The organism is Methylobacter tundripaludum (assembly GCF_002934365.1).
Taxonomy (GTDB): domain Bacteria; phylum Pseudomonadota; class Gammaproteobacteria; order Methylococcales; family Methylomonadaceae; genus Methylobacter_A; species Methylobacter_A tundripaludum_A.
Genome location: NZ_PTIY01000001.1, coordinates 391,521 through 409,096, shown reverse-complemented (window position 1 = coordinate 409,096; position 17,576 = coordinate 391,521). Strand labels below are relative to the sequence as shown.

Below are 17,576 nucleotides of genomic sequence, written 5' to 3'. Positions count from 1 at the left end.
AAAGAAAGCCTTCTCCAAAGGGAGAGGGTTGGGTGAGGGGAAATTAACATAGGAAAAAGCCTATTTGCGCTGGTTCCCAAGCTGGAGCTTGGGAACCAGCGAACACGTCGCATCTTATCAAACTAAAATCACAGGAATTATCCATGCAAACCACCATCAAACCTGCATTAATCTTACTATTATGCTTGACCGCATTGACTGGCGTTGTCTATCCGCTATTAGTCACGCTTAGCGCACAATTGCTTTTTCCCACCCAGGCAAACGGCAGTTTGCTCGGCAGTGACGAGAAACCGCTCGGTTCCGAATTAATCGGCCAAGCGTTTAGCCGTCCCGAATATTTTTGGGGACGGCCTTCGGCAACGTCGCCTATTCCCTATAACGGCGGAGCCTCCAGCGGCTCCAATCAAGGCCCTATCAATCCTGCACTGATAGACGCCGTTCAGGCGCGCATCAAAGCGTTACGCGATGCCGACCCCAGCCATTCGGAAGCTGTACCTGCGGATTTGGTGACCGCCTCGGCCAGCGGGCTTGATCCTCACATCAGCCCTGCCGCCGCTGTCTATCAAATCAACCGCGTTGCGATAGCCCGGCATTTGTCGCCGGACAGTGTGCGTGAACTGGTTGATCGTTATACACAAACGCGACAATGGGGCGTGTTGGGCGAACCCCGGGTTAATGTACTGAAATTGAATTTGGCTTTGGATCAGCGTCTTAAATGAAGTCCGGCACGAATCACAAAATCGGCGTTGACAGCATACCGGAGTACAAGGCTAGCCTTGTACATATAAATTGTTCAAAGCTTCCGCTCCTCGGCAACCGCTCCCTGCGTTGCTCTATCTCCTGCATCCTTGCAGTCGTGCTCACGCCCCTTACCTACATAATCCACAGGGATGTGGTGAATGCAGATATTGCAGGAGCAAATATCTGTCCATGTAGGCAAAGCCAGCTTTGAACTCCAAACGCACAATGCACAATGCACAATACACACTATGAACGATTCCACACGACCAGACCCTGACGCCCTGCTTGCCCGCGTAGAGCGCGAGGAAAACCAGCGACGACGCGGACGACTCAAGGTTTTTTTCGGCGCGGCAGCGGGTGTTGGCAAAACCTACGCGATGTTATTGGCGGCTCAAGCCAAGCGGGCTGAAGGCGTCGATGTGGTGGTGGGTCTGGTGGAAACTCACGACCGGCAGGAAACCGTCGCGGTATTACAAGGCCTGGATGTACTGCCGCCTAAGCTGGTGAAACATCGCGGTACGGTGCTGCGCGAGTTCGACCTGGACGGCACGCTGAAACGCCGGCCGGCGCTGGTCCTGGTGGACGAGTTGGCGCACAGTAACGCTCCAGGCTGCCGTCATCCCAAGCGCTGGCAGGATGTCGAAGAATTGCTGAATGCCGGAATCGATGTTTACAGCACGCTGAACGTCCAGCATCTGGAAAGTCTGAATGACGATGTCGGTCAGGTCACCGGCGTGCAGGTTAGGGAAACCGTGCCGGATACGGTATTCGAGCTGGCGGACGAAGTCGAATTGATTGATTTGCCGCCCGATGAATTATTGCTGAGGCTCAAGGAAGGCAAAGTTTATGTGCCTCATCAGGCGGAGCGGGCGATGCACAATTTCTTCCGCAAAGGCAACCTGATTGCGTTGCGGGAGTTATCCTTACGCCTGACCGCCGACCGGGTCGATGCGCAAATGCAAGACTACCGGGACGACCACGCGATACGCGATGTTTGGCAGGTTGGCGACAGGATATTGGTCTGCATAGGCCCCAATGCTATCGCCGAGCGGCTGGTGCGCGCCGCCAAGCGGCTGGCTACCAGTCTTCATGCGCATTGGATCGTGGCCTACGTGGAAACGCCGGAGCTGCAACGCCTGCCCGCCGAGCGTCGCGACGAGGTGTTGCGGGTGCTGCGTTTCGCCGAGCAGCTGGGCGCCGAAACGGTGACCTTGTCAGGCCCCGATATGAGCAAAGAAATCCTGGGGTTTGCCAAAAGCCGCAACGTCACCAAAATCGTGCTGGGCAAACCCGGCCGCCGTGGTTGGAAGCGCTGGGTGTTGGGCTCGGTCGTCGATACCCTGATCACCGAAGCCCATAACATCAACGTCTATTTGCTGGGCAGCCCGCGCGGCGAAGACTTAACCGAGCAAAAAAAGCCGAAAGAAATGCCGGGTGCAAAAGTGCTGCGCTCCGGTTATCCCTGGGGGCGCGCCAAGCGGCGCTGGTTAAATTGGGGCTGGGCGGTGGCTATGACGGTTTGCACCAGTTCGGTTGCCTGGCTGATGTCCGGGAAATTCGAACCGGCTAACTTGGTCATGGTCTATTTGCTGGGCGTGGTTTTCATGGCGGCGCGTTTCGGCCGCGAGGCGTCTGTGCTGACCTCGGTGTTGAGCGTTGCCGCATTCGATTTTCTGTTTGTAAACCCGGTTCATACCTTTGCGGTTGCGGATGTCCAGTATTTAGTCACATTCGTCATTATGCTGTTGGTGGGCTTGATCATCAGCCATCTGACCAGCAATATGCGCTCTCAGGCGAAGGTTGCTTCGCATCGGGAACGGCGCGCCAATGTCCTTTACGCACTGAGCGAGGATCTGGCGGCCAGCCGTACCGTAGCGGATACCGCCAGAATCGCCGCGCGTCATATTCAGGGGGAGTTCGGCGGCGCCAGCGTCTTGCTGTTTCCCACCGATGACAGCCGGATAGTCTACCCGCTGGACCCGCCAGTCCCGGAATCCCTGCGCGATTGCGATCTCAGCGTAGCGCAGTGGGTTTTTGACCACGGTCAGATGGCCGGACAAGGCACCGATACTTTGCCCGGAGCCGGGGCGGTGTTTTTTCCTATGTCCGGTTTTCGCGGCGTCATCGGTGTGCTGGTATTGCGCGCCGCCAATCTGCGCCGGGTATTTCTGCCCGAACAGCGTCGGCTATTGGATACTTTTATCAGCCAGATTGCCCAAACCATTGAGCGGGTGCGTCTTGCCGATGAGGCGCAACAGACGCAATTGCGGATGGAATCCGAGACCTTGCGCAATTCCTTGCTCAGCGCCATTTCCCACGATTTACGCACACCGTTGGCATCCATCGTCGGCGCAGCCAGTACCTTGGTGGAAGAGGACGCCCAGCTTACCCCGCCGGACCGGCAAGAGTTGAGCCTGACCATTTATGATGAAGCGCTGCGTATGTCGAACCTGGCCAATAATATTCTGGACATGGCTCGTTTGGATGCAGGACAGGCATCGCTGAACCGGCAATGGTATCCGCTGGATGAAATTGTCGGCGGAACGTTGACGCGAATGCACAAGCAACTTGCCGGGCGCGCGGTCAACGCCAAGCTGCCGGATGAGCTCTGTTTGGTGCGCGTCGACGCGGTGCTGATCGAGCAGGTGCTGGTCAATCTGCTGGAAAATGCCTGCAAATATACGTCGGCGGGCAGTCCCATCGACATCATTGCCGAAATTTCCGCCCACATGCTCAAGGTCACGATAGCGGATCGTGGCCCCGGCATACCACCGGGAGAAGAGGAAAAACTGTTCGATAAATTTTACCGGGTGCACCGGGAAGGCGCGCAAAGCGGCGTCGGTCTGGGTCTGGCTATTTGCAAAGCTATCATTATCGCGCATGGCGGCGTTATCGGCGCCGCCAACCGGCAAGGCGGAGGGGCGCAGTTCTTTTTTCTGCTGCCCGTAGACGAAGCGCCGCCGCAACTGGCAACCGAGCAGCCGCAAGATGAGTAACGCCAAACCCGTCATTGTGGTTATCGAGGATGACCCGCAAATCCGCCGATTTTTGCGCACCAGCCTGAGTGTGCAGGGATTCCAGGTGGTTGAGGCGGGAACCGGCGAGCGGGGCGTGGTGGAAATAGGCACCCGCAAGCCCGAGCTGGTCATTCTCGACCTGGGCTTGCCGGGCATGGACGGCATAGCGGTGATCCGCAAGGTTCGCGAGTGGTCCGCGGTGCCGATCATCGTGCTGTCGGCCAGAATCCAGGAAATCAACAAGATTGACGCGCTGGATGCCGGGGCAGACGATTACCTGACCAAACCGTTCAGTATCGGCGAGCTGCTGGCGCGCATCCGCGTATCGCTGCGCCACGCCGCGCAACTTACAGGAGATAGCGTCGAAACGCTGTTTCGCGTCGGCGAGTTGCAGGTCGATTTATCCCGTCGCAGCGTGCATATCGGCGACCGGGAAATTCATCTGACTCCGATCGAATACCGATTGCTGACCGTGTTGATCCATCATGCGGGCAAGGTATTGACGCACCGGCAGCTGTTGCTGGATGTTTGGGGGCCCGCCTACGTGGAGCACGCCCACTATGTGCGGATTTACATGGGACAATTGCGCCGGAAACTAGAGGTAGATCCCAATCAGCCGCGTTATTTGTTGACCGAAGCGGGCGTGGGTTATCGGTTGGCGTGTAGGGATGAGCGTGTGGGTAAATATCTTGCATAATGAGCCGTGAGAATGTGTTCTTACGGCTCGTTAAAACATCAGTGGTTTTCTACGCTATTTTGAGAACCGTTCAATCGTGTCACACAGCTCTTCGTCAAGCAGTTCTCTTTTGGATGCGATCCTATCAGCGAGAGAGCCTTTTACTTCATCTGCAAATTGAAATCCTTTAAGCCCATATTCTTTATTAAAGATTGAACAAAATTTGTACAAAGCTCTTTTTCCATCTAATATTCTTGAAAGCTTATCCCATCGGGCATCTGGACTTTGTTCATTGTTAGCGAATGCTAAAATTTTAGCCATATCTTCCAAAAATTCACTTGATTCAAGCGTCATTCCATAAGTTGAAAGGTAGTTATTGATTTTATTATGCAAATCTTCACCTATATTGGCACTGCCAAAACCTTCAGATGTAAATTTAACAGAGCTTTCCTTATTAGCTAAAATAGTACTCAATGTCGTCAATTTAATTAAATCATCCTCATGATTTAACAGCGTTTTAGCCGTAATTTCTGGTTCTAAACGATTAAGTGTTTTGCACCGGAGTTCTGATTTAAAAGCCTCCGGCTTTAATAAATAATTTTCCATTTCCCAACGGCGAAGCACATGAATATTATCTCCATAAGGTGAGGCCGCATGAAACTTGGTATCATCAGTTTCCCAAAAAACATCCTGTTTATTATCTTTCAAAAGCGTATCCCTATCTACAATGCCGTATGCAGTTAATTGCTGGCTTTCAGCTTCCCTAACTTTGCGCAACACAGCAGTGCATCCACCGCTACTTTTTTTACCGTCTTTTCCCGCACTTTCAAAACTGATTTTATCTTGATAATCACTGAACCAATGATCGCTAAAAATACGCACATCTTCAGTTGACTCCAAAAATACTTTAATACCACCTTCATACTTACTGCCGATAAAATCAGGTGCTATCTTTTTAAAGCTACTCATAATATTTCCCTGTTTAGTTCAGTTTAATTCCTGTTGTTCGATTAAATCACCACCGAAATATAAACCCTCTTTCTCAATATTCATCGACGCAGTAAAACGTCTTAGTATTTCAGTCGAATGGGTCGTCATAATTACAGTAAAGCCAGGGTGATCTTTCGCCAGTTTTTCCAATGCATTATAAAGACGATGCTGCCAGCGGATATGTAGGTGCGCGTCGATTTCATCGATTAGGATAATGGTATTGGCAGTACCATGCGCCCCTATTCGGAGAAATAAATGAACCAAGCTTTTTTCACCGCTACTCAATCTATCCAGTCCGTGTATTTCACCATCACCGGCATCAACCTGAGCTTCAGGCGGTACTTTTCGCACACCTTTTAAACGTTTCGGAGTACCGACAAAAACTTGTTCGTCTATAAGTTTCTGTGCGGCTTCGAAAGAGCCATTCTCCAGCCATTTAAGCCAAATAACCAGATTATCCAACGAGTCGCGCCATAAAGTGCTATGTGCATCGAAAGCATACAGAGGCCGATAATTCCAATGCGACGGCTGACTAATATTGCGTCCGCTTCCGTTATTGTCGTCACTGATGCCGGGAATATCCCGATAGGCTGAAAAATAGAGCGCAGTCGGTAAATGAAAACCCGGTTGTAGAAAATGCTCTTCAGGGGCACCATCCAGGCTTGCTCGAATTGTTGAAGATAAGTCCAATAGCAAATCGTCTTTACGGGACATAATAGCCTCGTAACGCCCTGGAACAGGGCTACGAAAACCCAAACGATGCCAGCTTTCCGCACTATGCATAGTCAATAAATCGTCTGTCCAAGGTTTAAGAAAAACCTCCTCGCCAATTGTTCCGGCAAGCACCGATAATACGATGGACATATCCCGGCCTTGCCAATGCAATCGCACCCAAAAATCCAATTGCGCCCGCCCGTCTTTTTTATCCAGATCTTCATGCCCGCAAGCGGAAATTTCCTTTTTACCCAATAAATTCATCAGGCAGGAAAATATCTCCAATGCCGTGGTTTTACCCATTCCATTGGCAGAAACCACCATATAGAAATTACAAGGATGATGCTTGCTGTCGGTGAAGTCTATTTCGTGAATATTTCTAAACGGGCCGATGCGGTCTAAGGTCAGAAATAAAGGCCGAAACTCATATATTCTTAATTCATCCATAATGTATCCACCTTTAAGAAAATTTTACGTTTATCGACAAAATTTTTGGATAGCCAGAGCAATCTCGCTATCGCCGACTCTTGCTCCATGTACTCGTACCGGTTCCGGTTGATCCGTCAGCTTTATTAGCATATCGCCTCTACCCAGTAACGCTTCCGCTCCTTTTTGGTCAAGAATGATTGAAGATTCCGTGTGTTTTTGTACTCTTAAAGCAATCCTGACCGGAATATTGCTACGCAAAAGCCCGCTGAACGTTACAGCATCCGGCCTTTGTGTGGCCAACACCAAATGTATTCCGGTAGAGCGCGCTTTTTGAGCGAGCCGTACCAATGGGGTTTCCAGTTCCCGCGATTGCATCAGCAAATCGGCCAACTCTTCAACCACTACCACAATGCGGGGTAAGGCCGATTTTTTGGAAGCCTCATCAATATCACGTACCCCCATTTCTACGAATAAGCGGTTCCTGGCCTCCATCGTCTCAACCAGCTCATCTAACATATTGGCTGCTTCCAAGGTAGATTTAGCAACAAAGCCACCGAATAAGTCCGGTAATTTTGCGTAAACATTCAATTCAGTGCCTTTAGGATCAATCAACGCAAACTGAAGCTTTTCTCGGCTTTGAGTTCTAAGTAACGAGCAAATCAAACTATGCAAGCAGACGGTCTTACCGCTCCCTGTTGCACCTGCCAATAAAACATGAGGGGCTTCCGCTAAATCCATGCTGAAATTTTCGCCTAGAACGGTTTGTCCCAGCCATACCGGTAATTTTTCCTTATGTGGAAGATCTGCCCATTCATTCATTCTGGCAGGAGAAACGATTTTCCAATGTTCAGGGGAACGGGGAATATCCAGATTGGCAACCCCCGCTTCTTTACTGCCGGATAAGGTAATCGCATTTTCAGGAAGTCCCAAGCGAAAAGATAACTTAGCCAAACCTTTTTTCAGGTTATCGAGGTGGTTGATGTTGGCTAGATAAAGGGCGTAGCGGTCTAATCGGATGCCCTGTTTTATATCGCGGACTTCGCTATGCACACCAATTTCAACCAATGCATTCAGCAATAAGTCAGTCTCGGTTGCTGCTGCAAGTTGAGAGTTATCAGGCTTTAAATCCTGAAATAATTCTTCACGCAACCAATTGATAAAGTTATGACCGGAACTCCAACTGGTGCGTATTTCCCGCAGGCCGCGACGGATATGGCGTTGTAAAAAGAGTTTATAACGTTGATCCGACGCAAATAAATCTTCTTGATGATAAACGCTTAATAAAGCGCGTATCGCATCATCAAAATCATGTAGCCCTTTATCATTTTCCGATTTACCAACGCCGGTGACTTCCCGGAAATCGTAGTCCCTGCCTTTTTTCTCGATAGTATCCAAACCCGATTCGGGTGGTGTTTCTATCTTTAAGGATTTTGCCAAAGCTAGACGCAATACCCCGTATTTCGCCGCTTCGGGTGTACGAAACCCTAAGCTCCTGACTTGCAGGACAATATTTTCATCTTCCTCGCTAATGGAAATGTTAGCCATAGTTTATATCCGGGCTTGTAGGAATCAACTCTACAGTGGTGCTGTCACCGTCAGCATTGTGCAGCAGGAATTCCCGGTGAATATAGGGAGCAAGCAGAGCCCGCTTTCTTTCGTCCAGTTCAGAATCGGTCGGCAATATAATGACCTGAGCCCCTGCATTGGGGTAATACTTTTCCAACAAATTGTCCTGATGTTGTTTATCGATACGGCCTAAGGGCGTATCGATGACAACCGGCAATTGCCGGTCAGCCGCCTCTTTTAAGGACCACAAAAGGGCGGTTGCGCAAAGCTGCTTCATGCCAGCGGACAGGCTGCTCATTGGCACGGTTTCTCCGGATTTGCCGTGATAGCTCAATTCAAAATTGTGGCTGATTTTTACCTCGGCGATAAGTTGGTTGGAATCCAATAATTCATGCAAATGGCGGTTAAAAGCCTGCTCCACGCTATCCCGTTTTATGGCTTTGATTTTCTGTTTATAGGCTTCCAATAATGCCAGCATATTATCCAGCAAGGTCACGCGGTCGCGCGCATTTTGGGCGTTTTTCACCTCGGCCTGCAAGGCGTTGATGGTACTCTCGGCTTTAGTGATCTCAGCCCCCGTTACTTTTTGTTCCTGGGTCAGTTTTTCCGATTCAACCTTTTGCTTCAACAGATGATTTTGTATTGATTCTTCGGCATATTGCAGTTTTTCCAGATCCACTTTATTTTCATCGGAAAGTTGGCTGACCGCTTGTAATTCATCGTCTATTTTTGCCATATCCTGGGCGGCGGAAATCGCAGTATTTAGACGCTGATAAAGCCCATTGGCCGGTTTTTGCTCTGGCTGGTAAGCGGCAAAAAAGTTCGCCAGCTTTCGCGCCTTGCCAGTATCCAAAACAAACAAAGCCTGTTCTTCGTCATTACGAATATCGCGGGCTTTCATTAATGCAGCGATACGTTTTTGATAAAAGCCAACTTGTGCGGTAGTCAGGCGAGTGGGGGGATAAGGCGGCCTGTCAAAGACTTCGATCAATTCATCGGTAATCGAACCGAGCAGCTCGGATATCTCATTGCTTTTGCTGGAAGCACTGGCCTCGGCGACATGCATAACTTGTTGGGCTAAGTCGGTATTCAAGCGCAAAAAGGCATCATGTTCAAATGCCGCGGAAATTTCCGATAAGACTTCGGCCTGTTGTTTTTCGAGCTGGCGCTTGTTTTCTTCCAGGCGTGCGTTTTTTTCCACAGACCCGGTGCCGGTCAACATGCGCATTTTGCGGCGTATATCGCTCAGGGCGTCTTCCTGGGCTTCTATGTCGGCATCGACCTCTTGCTGGGCTTGGCGCAAGGATTCCAAATGCAGTTGCAATTTTTCGAGCCGATGTTCCGCCTTGGTATGGGCTTCCCTTGCCTGGGCATCCATGGCGTTCTTTTGATATTCCCGGCGTAGCTCCTTAGCCACGATTTTTATATTTTCAGCCGGCCGGATATTCAGCAACAATTCCATTTTCTCGATCGTTTGGTTGCGGTTAGCCTCGGCCAAATAGCCAATTTCTTCGGTATCGAAAAAAAAGAAAGGGATAAAGTCCAGCGGCAATAACTCGGATAAATATTGCTGGGCGTCCTCCCCTTTGAGCGGTGCTTTGCGCGGGACATTGATCACCAACTGATCCGAGTGGTTGTCGTTGCTTAAATCCCAACGACGCGTGATGCGGATTTCCTGATGGGCTTGGTCAAGCAAAACCGCTTCAATGCTGCATTGCATGATGTTTTCGCTTCGGGCTTTTTGATTCAGAATTCCCCACCAATCCTTATGCCCCAACACAAAATTCTTTACTGAAGTTGTTGATCCCCGCTGGATGCTTGCCGTCAAATCCTTGGTGACACCGCCGAACAGTAATTTGAGACTATTAAGAAAACTGGTTTTTCCGAAACCGTTGCGGCCCATGATAATGACGATGTTCCGCTGCCCGCCCGGCTCCGGGCTGAAATCGAATTCATGCGTTCCGTAATAGGAAAACAGGTTGTTTAAAGTGATGGATTTAAAAATCATTCCGTCATTATCAATTTGTCCTTAAAAGCAGACTCGGTAAGCATTTTAAGTTTGTTCCTCAATTCCGCTTGACTGCCCCATTGACTCAGGTCCGGATATTTTTGCATTAACTCGCTTAATGAGTTGGCCAGTTCATCCGGGACATCGTGCTCTTTAGCCAATGACAGCAATAATTCCGTGTATTCATTCATGGTCTGTACTTAGCCAAGGTTCCCGCCCGTATTGTTCGGCAATACGCAGCGCACTATCGAAAACGTCAAAGTCGTTAGACCAGACGGACTGGATATACATGATTTCTTGATCGGAAATCAGCCGTTTATCCACTTGTTGTTCCGTTTCCAGCAATTTTTCGAGCATTTCTTTGCGGGTTGCTGCGATAAACGGCCCTTGTCCTTCACGGCCATCGCGCCTGACCGGGCTGCGGCGCGCTTCATCTTCGCGGATGTCTTTAAGCCAATTGCGGTATTCATTAAGCGGCTTCATCCAGGCTTCGCCGTTTTCGATGAAACTTTCCATGGATTTATCGGTTTTGACGACTGTACATGTCCAGCAGCCAAACCGGCTGCCGCCACAAGACGGTGTATTGAGGTCAACTACAACCGGACATTCGCCGCCGTTCGCCTGACGGTATAAATCTAACATAAAATCGTGGCTTTCGCCCCACGGGGGCGGGTTATGCATGAACAGATATTCCCAAACCTCATCGCTAGTCCATTTGGAAATGGGTGACAATACCAACGCATTGGGTATTTCATGATGCGGATTAAGCATACGGCTGCTTAATTCGCGGGCATTCATGCTCTGTCCGCGGCTGATGCTTTCATCGGTGCGGGTGCCTAATAGCAGTATGACACTGCCGTGTTTTCGAATCACATCTTCAATGGCCGATTTAATCGGCTTAATTTTCATTTTTGAAGTACACCATCGAAACCAGCGTGTAGGCGGCGGATAGCCTTTGCCGATCAAGTTACCCCAAAATCCTTGGTCAACGTCGGGCTGTATCAGTTCTGCATGGATAGGCAAATCGGAGGTGGCGGCATGTCTATTAATCGCCGCAATACTTTCTTCCAAATAGGATTCGATGTTGGGTGCTTCTACCCTCGTATCGGACGACACAATGTAGACCGGCTTACGCTGTGTTGAATCGAGGGATAATAACAATTCGTAAACCAGTTGCAAAACCAGCGTGGAATCCTTTCCTCCCGAATAGGCAACAACCCACGGCCTGGAATCTGCCAGAAAATTTGATTTAAGTAGGGCGCGAGAGTACTCAATATGAGACTCAGTCTGCTCAAGAGATGATGTGGTCGATAGCGCTAAATTTGTGTTCATGGGGCGATTATAAAACAATTCAGCAGATATTTTAGGGATTGTTAATTTAATCGCATTTTAGGCAGGGCGCTTTTGGCTTGAAACTTAAATTGGGACCGTGTAAATACTCTATGGCATAGGGAGCGCGGCAGGCTGTGTATCGCGGATTGTTTGAAAGACAAGCCGATGATGCTAATGAGTTGGATATTATTCGGGCAAGCTTGTGCTCTGGTACGCCGCTGGGTAACGAGCGTTTTAAGAAACAGATTGAAGTAATGGTTGGGCGAAAGGTTGGCTTAACCAAGCCAGGGCGGCCATGTCAATCGGGTTCGCTGTGAATGTAAGACTGGAAGCACGGTAGGGAGGAAACGAAATCCAACATGGAAAGCATCAATTGTTGGGCTATTTTAGTCAAGCAAGCCGGTAAAAACTGTAATAAGATAGCCGCAGTTTTTATTTTTAATAAGAGTCACTTTATGCGGCGTTTTATCTTACTGAGTTTGCTTGCCTTTCCGGTCTACGCGGCTGATGCTGTCGATGAGCGGCCGCCGGATCTTGAGGCTGTGCCGGAGGCGCCGGAGCCGCCGCTGCCGATTCAAAACGGCGAAACCATGGAGCCCGACATTACCATTATTCGTAAAAATAAGGAGACTATTCAGGAATACCGTCGCGGCGGCAGGCTTTATATGATCAAAGTTATACCGGCTGTCGGGCCTCCCTATTATTTTCTCGATACCAATGGCGACGGCAAAATGGATGTGCGCCGTAGCGATGGCGATAGAGGGTCCGACATCAATATGTGGAAGTTGCTGGAATGGTAGCCGCTTAGTCAGTGTCGGTATTTACTCGTATAACACGCCCGCAACTCGATCAATTCTTTAGTGCTTATAGTCTCGGCGAAGTCGTCAGTTTTGAGGGGATAACGGACGGCATAGACAATACCAATTATTCGGTAGCCACTACGCAAGGCCGTTTCATCCTGACTTTATTCGAGTCGCTGGCGGCCGATGAGTTGGCGCATTTTTTAAAGTTATTGTTACATCTGGGCAAAAACAGCCTGCCTTGCCCCTGCCCCCAACGCGACCGGCAGGGTAATCCGCTGCGTCAGTTTAATGGTAAACCGGCAGCGGTATTCAGGCTTTTACCCGGTTCATCAACGGCATCGCCATCAATCTTACAGTGCCAGGAAATCGGCTTGCAGCTGGCAAGTTTGCATCGCTGTACGCAGGACTATGTTTTCCCGGTAAAGAGCGGCAATGATATAAGCTGGTGCAAGACGGTGCTGAATAGGATCAGCGTTTATTTGTCGGCAGCGGATCGCGGGCTGATTGATGACGAGCTGGCTTTTCAAACTGAGAACAGCCGGGTTAATCTGCCGCGCGGCGTTATTCACGCCGATCTGTTCAGGGATAATGTGTTGTTTGCCGATGACCGGCTCAGCGGCTTGCTGGATTTTTACAGCGCCTGCACCGATACCTTGCTGCTGGACGTTGCGATAGCGGCTAACGATTGGTGCTGCGATAACGGCACGGTGAATAACGAAAAGTTCGCTGCGTTGCTGGCGGCTTATGAAACTTTAAGGCCGCTGGAGCCGCTGGAGAAACAGCACTGGCCGATCCTGCTCAGGGCGGCGGCGTTGCGTTTTTGGTTATCCCGGTTGGAGCATCAGTGCTATCCTCGCCCCGGCGAAATAACCCAGCAAAAAGACCCGCTGGTTTTTCGGCGTATATTGCTGCAACATAGGCAACAGACTTATTTATCGTTAAACCTTAGGAGTACAGCATGATTAAAATTCTTCATCTCACCTTTATTTTATTGTCGATCTCCAGCTTTGTCGGCAGGATCTATCTGGCCGAAAAGCGCCCGGAATTGCTGGAACAAAAATGGATAAAAATCGGGCCGCATATTATCAATACTTTTTTATTGATCACCGGTTTTACTTTGGTTTTTCAAGGTTCATGGTTGTCAGCCGAGTACGGCTGGATTGTCGCTAAGCTAATCGCTCTGGTCGCATACGTCGGCCTGGGGATTGTCGCGATCAAGAGTCAGGGCGAGCTGCGTTGGAAGGCTTTCGCCGGGGCGCTTGCCTGCTTCGTTTATATCGCGATAGTCGCAGTCAGCAAGCATGCCTTCATATTCTTTTAACGGCTAGAAAAACGCCGTTACAAGGAAAACTCAAGTTTATTGATTTGCCGGTCCAGCCAACATAAAACATCCTTGCCTTTATGTAACGGGGTTTCATCAAGCTCAGGGATTTGGGCGCCGGTTAATAGCTCCCAGCGGGACAGCCGGTTTTTTAGCTGTCCCTGTTCGCTGGCCGTAAAATGATAGCGTTGTATCAGCCGTTCAAACTGCGCCGGTTCCGGCGCAGTTATCAATTCCGCCAGACGTCTTAACTCCGCGAGCAAGGCTTCAATCGTTGCAACATGCGCGGCTATCAATTGAGAAACCTGCTTGGGCTGGATGTTTTCGGCCGGCGATAATGCATTGTCCGAGATAACTTTCAGGCAGTGGATTAATTCGCCTGACGAAAATCTTACGGCGATTTCATAAAATGCGGACGCCTCCATGTCGCAAAGATGGTGCGGGTCATAGTCAATCTGAGGCCTTGATACCGTTTGGATGGCGGCGGTGGGGCAAGGCGGCGTGAAAACCAGCGGCGGATAATAGCTTTTCAGGCTGTCAATATCGGTGATTTTGTCGATTAGAAACAGGCTGCCCAGGGCGTGGTCTTTATGCCCGGCAATGCCGATATTAACCAGCACCGGATGTTCAACCGCAGCAAACAAAGCGTGGGTGTAGGCTACGCCGGCAGCCATCGCGCTTTTTCCCAAGCCGGTTACGGTCAGGCAGATGTCCCGGCCCAAATAAACCGCAAACGGCTGAACAGGCGTCTCTTTTTTTAAGTTGAAATGCTCGACCAGCGGTTTGGCCTCGCAAGGCAGTGCGGCGTAGATAAAAATTCCGGGCGGATTTTGTTGATTCATGGGGCGCAATGTTTCCGTGCTGTAAACGACATTGCCTTTGTTATGGCGCTTGTTTATTTCTTGTCCTGAATCACATGAAAAGCGTCGGTGTAAATATCGCTGATCGATGCGCCTTTCATAAACGCCATTTTCTTGGTGTGGCTGACCATTTCGGGATGTCCGCACAGGAAAACCCGCCATCCGCTTAGGGATTCGGCGGAGGATAAGGCAATCTCATGAGCGCGGCCCCGGACATGATCCGATTCAATACCTTCTCCCGAGACACAAGGCGTGTAATGAAAGTTTTCAAACTCTGCGGCAAGTTCGCGCATTTCATCAATGAAATACAGTCCGTTAAGATCGCGACTGCCGTGATACAAATGGATAGGGCCTGAGTGATCCTGGGCCAAGGCGTCGGAAATAATGCCGTACAGCGGAGCAAGGCCGCTGCCGGTCCCGATCAGCAATAAGGGCTGCTCGGCGCGTCCGGGCAGGTAATGGCACGAGCCTTGGGCTTCTGAAATGGCGACAGATGCGCCTAACTCCAATTCATCATGAACCCAGCTGCTGAATTGGCCGTTCGGCAGGTGCCGGATATGAAATTCCAGAATGTTTTCATGCTGCGGGATATTCGCAATCGAATAGCTGCGGGTTAAGCCGTCGGGCCGTTTTAAATTAACAAATTGGCCGGCGAAGAAATTAAATTGGCTTTGATATTCCAAAACCAAGTGGACGATGTCGGGCGTCAACAGCTGCTTTTCGATGACGACGGCTTCAATCGAAGCGCCTTGCTGGTTGGGCAAGGCAACGGTCATATCCTGTTCTGGACGACAGATGCAAGACAGAAAGTAGTTCTGTTTTTGCAAGGTGTCTTTAAGACCGGCTTGGGCTGAGACAGGTGGAGGAGTATCAAGACTGCGCATCATGCAGGCTTGGCAAAGGCCCTGGCGGCAACCGTTAGGGATCTGCACGTTTTCCCTTAACAGGGTTTCCAATACAGTTTCATCCGGTTGACAGGAAAATGTCGATTCGCCAATCGTTATGCTTCGCATGGTCTCCACCTGGTATTTCAGTTATTTGCCTAATACGTCGTTGCGTGTGCTTTCCGCAATGGCGGCAGCTTCGGCGATCAGCTCTTGAGGTACATTCAGCTCTGTTAATGTCGCGCCAAGGTGCTCCATGACCGCATCAAAATGGCTGCTGTTCAAACCCATTTTGACCAGACGCGCATGGGCATTACGCATATCCTGGCCGGTATAATTATTGGGGCCGCCAAACGCCATGGTAAAAAAGGCCTTTTGTTTGGCGAGTTGTTTGTCCATGTCGGTGTTGTCGAAAAAACGGTTAATGCGGTAATCCGCCAGCACTTTGCGGTAAAAAATATCTACGGCCGCATTAACAGCCGCTTCGCCGCCGATTCTTTCATAGAGTGTTTGGCCGGTTTCTTGAGAATCGCTCATCATGTGTCTCCAGTTGTGTGGGTAATTATTATTATTTAAGCAAACTTGCTCAATCCGAAGTTTATAACAACAGACCGATTTATGCTATATAAAACTTTTACAAGTTATATATGTCATAATGAGCTATTATCTACATCGGCTTAACAAAAAGACATGATGAGAAGGATGAATCCGCTAATACCTCAAAAGATAAGTCCCCGGCAACACCAGATACTTGAACATTTGCTGGAAAACAGGAATGGCCTGAGTGTTGATGAATTGGCTAAAGTACTCGACATTTCAAGAACGGGCGTTCAACAGCACTTTGTCGCACTTGAGCGGGACGGCTATATCAGAAAAAGCATGCTCAATAAAACAGCCGGGCGTCCGGTAACCATCTACGTCATCACCGATAAAGGCAACAACTATTTCCCCAAGCAATACGCCTGGTTTTCAGAATTGATTCTTAGCGATTTATTGCAGGAAATAGGCCCGGAGCGTTTCAAAGCCTATATGCAAAAACTGGGCGGAAGACTCGCGGATAAACTCAGCGGCAAGTTTGATGGGAAAAGTTTAAGCGAACGCGTTGATGAATTGGCCTTGGTCATGACCGATCTTGGTTTTCAAGTCAAAGTGGGCATGGAACCCGGAACTGAAAGTCAAAATATCCAGGCTTTTAATTGTATTTATCACGATCTGGCTCAAAAGCATCATGAGATTTGCGAGTTCGATTTGGCGCTGATGTCTTCTTTGCTGGACAAAGACGTTGAGCAGCTAAGCTGTATGGCCAAGGGCGACTGTAGCTGTAGATTTAGAATCAAATAACTATTCGTAGCGCTTAATCAGTTGTCGGTAATAGCTTGCTTCCTCGGTTTTTCCGCGTTTGGTAACGCCGTTAAGGTAAACGCCGGCTTTTTTTAGCAGCATATTGACCGCCGCCTGCCGGTTTGGGGCGGACAATTGACCGGCATCAATGATTTTTTGCAAGGCGCTGATCCGAAACCGGTCCATGCCCCAGAATGCCTGGGACAACTGGTCTTGATGGCCGCCATGCTTGTTGATTTGCGGCTGTTCAACCAGTAAAACCGGGTAGTTGGCGGTGATTCTGAGCCACAGGTCATAATCTTCACAGGCAGGCAGCCGGGCGTCAAACAGACCGATGCCGGTAAATACCGAGCGGTGTATCAACGCGGTGGACGGGGATATTGCGCAGACCGGCAAGCAATGGCCGAATATCCAGCCGCCGGTCTTGGCGTATTTTTTGGGTACGTCAACCTGGATTCCGTTGCGTATCCAGTTTTCTTCGGTATGGCAAATCCTGTAGCCGGGGTCGGCCGTCAACGCCGCCTTTTGCTTGGCCAGTTTTTCAGGCAGCCATTCATCATCGGAATCCAGGAAGGCCAGCCAGTCGCCGCTGGCTTGCTGGATGCCGAGATTACGTGCGGCACTGACGCCTAGGTTTTCTTGGTAATAATAATTGACCTTCGGAAATTCCCGGCGGAGCATGGCTTCTGTGCCATCGTTAGAGCCGTCATCGATTACCGTTACTTCAGTCGGTAACAAGGTTTGTGAATAGACGGATAATAGCGCGCGTTTCAGCAGATCACGACGGTTGTAGCTGGGAATAACAACTGAAATTTTTATGACAATTACCTTGTGTTCGCCGATGACCTGACGCTGGTCTTATCAGCCTTGAGTGGAAGTCTGGCTGCGCACTCT

Annotated in this window: 17 protein-coding genes; 7 read left to right on the top strand and 10 right to left on the bottom strand. The window is 49.7% G+C overall.

Annotated elements, in window-relative coordinates; genetic code table 11:
- The first annotated feature begins 143 nt into the window (after positions 1–143).
- The 3 genes from kdpC to B0F88_RS01900 all read left to right on the top strand — a co-directional run bounded on the left by kdpC (position 144) and on the right by B0F88_RS01900 (position 4,455).
- Positions 144–719: a potassium-transporting ATPase subunit KdpC gene (gene kdpC / locus B0F88_RS01910; RefSeq protein ID WP_104422234.1), complete on the top strand. Its 576-nt coding sequence runs from the start codon at positions 144–146 to the stop codon at positions 717–719.
- A gap of 270 nt (positions 720–989) precedes the next feature.
- Positions 990–3,737, top strand: coding sequence for a sensor histidine kinase (locus B0F88_RS01905; protein WP_104422233.1), 2,748 nt, complete (start codon positions 990–992; stop codon positions 3,735–3,737).
- On the top strand, positions 3,730–4,455 hold the full coding sequence (locus tag B0F88_RS01900; RefSeq protein WP_104422232.1) for a response regulator: 726 nt from the start codon (positions 3,730–3,732) through the stop codon (positions 4,453–4,455). Before B0F88_RS01905 ends, B0F88_RS01900 begins: the two co-directional genes overlap by 8 nt.
- A gap of 54 nt (positions 4,456–4,509) precedes the next feature.
- On the opposite strand, the gene B0F88_RS01895 is transcribed toward B0F88_RS01900, so the two are convergent.
- From B0F88_RS01895 to dndC, 6 genes are all read right to left on the bottom strand, one after another.
- On the bottom strand, positions 4,510–5,403 hold the full coding sequence (locus B0F88_RS01895; protein WP_104422231.1) for a DUF4435 domain-containing protein: 894 nt from the start codon (positions 5,401–5,403) through the stop codon (positions 4,510–4,512).
- A gap of 18 nt (positions 5,404–5,421) precedes the next feature.
- Positions 5,422–6,585: an AAA family ATPase gene (locus B0F88_RS01890; protein ID WP_104422230.1), complete on the bottom strand. Its 1,164-nt coding sequence runs from the start codon at positions 6,583–6,585 to the stop codon at positions 5,422–5,424.
- Positions 6,586–6,615: 30 nt separating this feature from the next.
- Positions 6,616–8,004: an FtsK/SpoIIIE domain-containing protein gene (locus B0F88_RS01885; protein ID WP_258076526.1), complete on the bottom strand. Its 1,389-nt coding sequence runs from the start codon at positions 8,002–8,004 to the stop codon at positions 6,616–6,618.
- Positions 8,005–8,104: 100 nt separating this feature from the next.
- The gene (gene dndD / locus B0F88_RS01880; RefSeq protein ID WP_104422228.1) at positions 8,105–10,141 is read right to left on the bottom strand and encodes a DNA sulfur modification protein DndD; all 2,037 of its coding nucleotides are present in this window, start codon (positions 10,139–10,141) and stop codon (positions 8,105–8,107) included.
- On the bottom strand, positions 10,138–10,332 hold the full coding sequence (locus tag B0F88_RS01875; RefSeq protein ID WP_104422227.1) for a DNA modification system-associated small protein: 195 nt from the start codon (positions 10,330–10,332) through the stop codon (positions 10,138–10,140). The genes dndD and B0F88_RS01875 overlap by 4 nt, the downstream gene beginning before the upstream one ends.
- Positions 10,325–11,473 carry a DNA phosphorothioation system sulfurtransferase DndC gene (gene dndC / locus B0F88_RS01870; RefSeq protein ID WP_104422226.1) on the bottom strand — a complete coding sequence of 383 codons (1,149 nt, stop codon included), beginning with the start codon at positions 11,471–11,473 and terminating at the stop codon, positions 10,325–10,327. Before dndC ends, B0F88_RS01875 begins: the two co-directional genes overlap by 8 nt.
- A gap of 455 nt (positions 11,474–11,928) precedes the next feature.
- Between dndC and B0F88_RS01865 the strand changes: the two genes are divergently transcribed.
- Genes B0F88_RS01865 through B0F88_RS01855 form a run of 3 tightly spaced genes read left to right on the top strand, consistent with a single transcriptional unit; the run spans position 11,929 to position 13,597 of the window.
- Positions 11,929–12,273, top strand: a complete 345-nt coding sequence (locus tag B0F88_RS01865; RefSeq protein WP_104422297.1) for a DUF2782 domain-containing protein — start codon at positions 11,929–11,931, stop codon at positions 12,271–12,273.
- A gap of 11 nt (positions 12,274–12,284) precedes the next feature.
- Positions 12,285–13,238 (top strand): homoserine kinase, encoded by a 954-nt coding sequence (locus B0F88_RS01860; RefSeq protein ID WP_104422225.1) that lies wholly within the window; start codon positions 12,285–12,287, stop codon positions 13,236–13,238.
- Positions 13,235–13,597, top strand: a complete 363-nt coding sequence (locus B0F88_RS01855) for a SirB2 family protein (protein ID WP_104422224.1) — start codon at positions 13,235–13,237, stop codon at positions 13,595–13,597. Before B0F88_RS01860 ends, B0F88_RS01855 begins: the two co-directional genes overlap by 4 nt.
- A gap of 17 nt (positions 13,598–13,614) precedes the next feature.
- On the opposite strand, the gene B0F88_RS01850 is transcribed toward B0F88_RS01855, so the two are convergent.
- From B0F88_RS01850 to B0F88_RS01840, 3 genes are read right to left on the bottom strand one after another with little or no spacing between them, the layout of a single operon-like run.
- Positions 13,615–14,439, bottom strand: coding sequence for a hypothetical protein (locus tag B0F88_RS01850; RefSeq protein ID WP_104422223.1), 825 nt, complete (start codon positions 14,437–14,439; stop codon positions 13,615–13,617).
- Between the two features lie 53 nt (positions 14,440–14,492).
- Positions 14,493–15,470: a 2Fe-2S iron-sulfur cluster-binding protein gene (locus B0F88_RS01845; RefSeq protein ID WP_104422222.1), complete on the bottom strand. Its 978-nt coding sequence runs from the start codon at positions 15,468–15,470 to the stop codon at positions 14,493–14,495.
- A gap of 21 nt (positions 15,471–15,491) precedes the next feature.
- The gene (locus tag B0F88_RS01840; protein WP_104422221.1) at positions 15,492–15,878 is read right to left on the bottom strand and encodes a group I truncated hemoglobin; all 387 of its coding nucleotides are present in this window, start codon (positions 15,876–15,878) and stop codon (positions 15,492–15,494) included.
- Positions 15,879–16,043: 165 nt separating this feature from the next.
- Between B0F88_RS01840 and B0F88_RS01835 the strand changes: the two genes are divergently transcribed.
- The gene (locus B0F88_RS01835) at positions 16,044–16,682 is read left to right on the top strand and encodes a helix-turn-helix transcriptional regulator (RefSeq protein WP_258076525.1); all 639 of its coding nucleotides are present in this window, start codon (positions 16,044–16,046) and stop codon (positions 16,680–16,682) included.
- Here the strand turns inward: B0F88_RS01835 and B0F88_RS01830 are convergent, their stop codons facing one another.
- Positions 16,683–17,483: a glycosyltransferase family 2 protein gene (locus tag B0F88_RS01830; RefSeq protein WP_258076533.1), complete on the bottom strand. Its 801-nt coding sequence runs from the start codon at positions 17,481–17,483 to the stop codon at positions 16,683–16,685.
- Positions 17,484–17,576: the final 93 nt, after the last annotated feature.

Coding starts and splice junctions, on each gene's coding strand:
- dndD (WP_104422228.1), bottom strand. CDS start 10,141: ATGATTTTTAAATCCATCACTTTAAACAACCTGTTTTCCTATTACGGA.
- B0F88_RS01905 (WP_104422233.1), top strand. CDS start 990: ATGAACGATTCCACACGACCAGACCCTGACGCCCTGCTTGCCCGCGTA.
- B0F88_RS01890 (WP_104422230.1), bottom strand. CDS start 6,585: ATGGATGAATTAAGAATATATGAGTTTCGGCCTTTATTTCTGACCTTA.
- B0F88_RS01845 (WP_104422222.1), bottom strand. CDS start 15,470: ATGCGAAGCATAACGATTGGCGAATCGACATTTTCCTGTCAACCGGAT.
- B0F88_RS01875 (WP_104422227.1), bottom strand. CDS start 10,332: ATGAATGAATACACGGAATTATTGCTGTCATTGGCTAAAGAGCACGAT.
- B0F88_RS01850 (WP_104422223.1), bottom strand. CDS start 14,439: ATGAATCAACAAAATCCGCCCGGAATTTTTATCTACGCCGCACTGCCT.
- kdpC (WP_104422234.1), top strand. CDS start 144: ATGCAAACCACCATCAAACCTGCATTAATCTTACTATTATGCTTGACC.
- B0F88_RS01835 (WP_258076525.1), top strand. CDS start 16,044: ATGAATCCGCTAATACCTCAAAAGATAAGTCCCCGGCAACACCAGATA.
- B0F88_RS01895 (WP_104422231.1), bottom strand. CDS start 5,403: ATGAGTAGCTTTAAAAAGATAGCACCTGATTTTATCGGCAGTAAGTAT.
- B0F88_RS01865 (WP_104422297.1), top strand. CDS start 11,929: ATGCGGCGTTTTATCTTACTGAGTTTGCTTGCCTTTCCGGTCTACGCG.
- dndC (WP_104422226.1), bottom strand. CDS start 11,473: ATGAACACAAATTTAGCGCTATCGACCACATCATCTCTTGAGCAGACT.
- B0F88_RS01840 (WP_104422221.1), bottom strand. CDS start 15,878: ATGAGCGATTCTCAAGAAACCGGCCAAACACTCTATGAAAGAATCGGC.
- B0F88_RS01855 (WP_104422224.1), top strand. CDS start 13,235: ATGATTAAAATTCTTCATCTCACCTTTATTTTATTGTCGATCTCCAGC.
- B0F88_RS01900 (WP_104422232.1), top strand. CDS start 3,730: ATGAGTAACGCCAAACCCGTCATTGTGGTTATCGAGGATGACCCGCAA.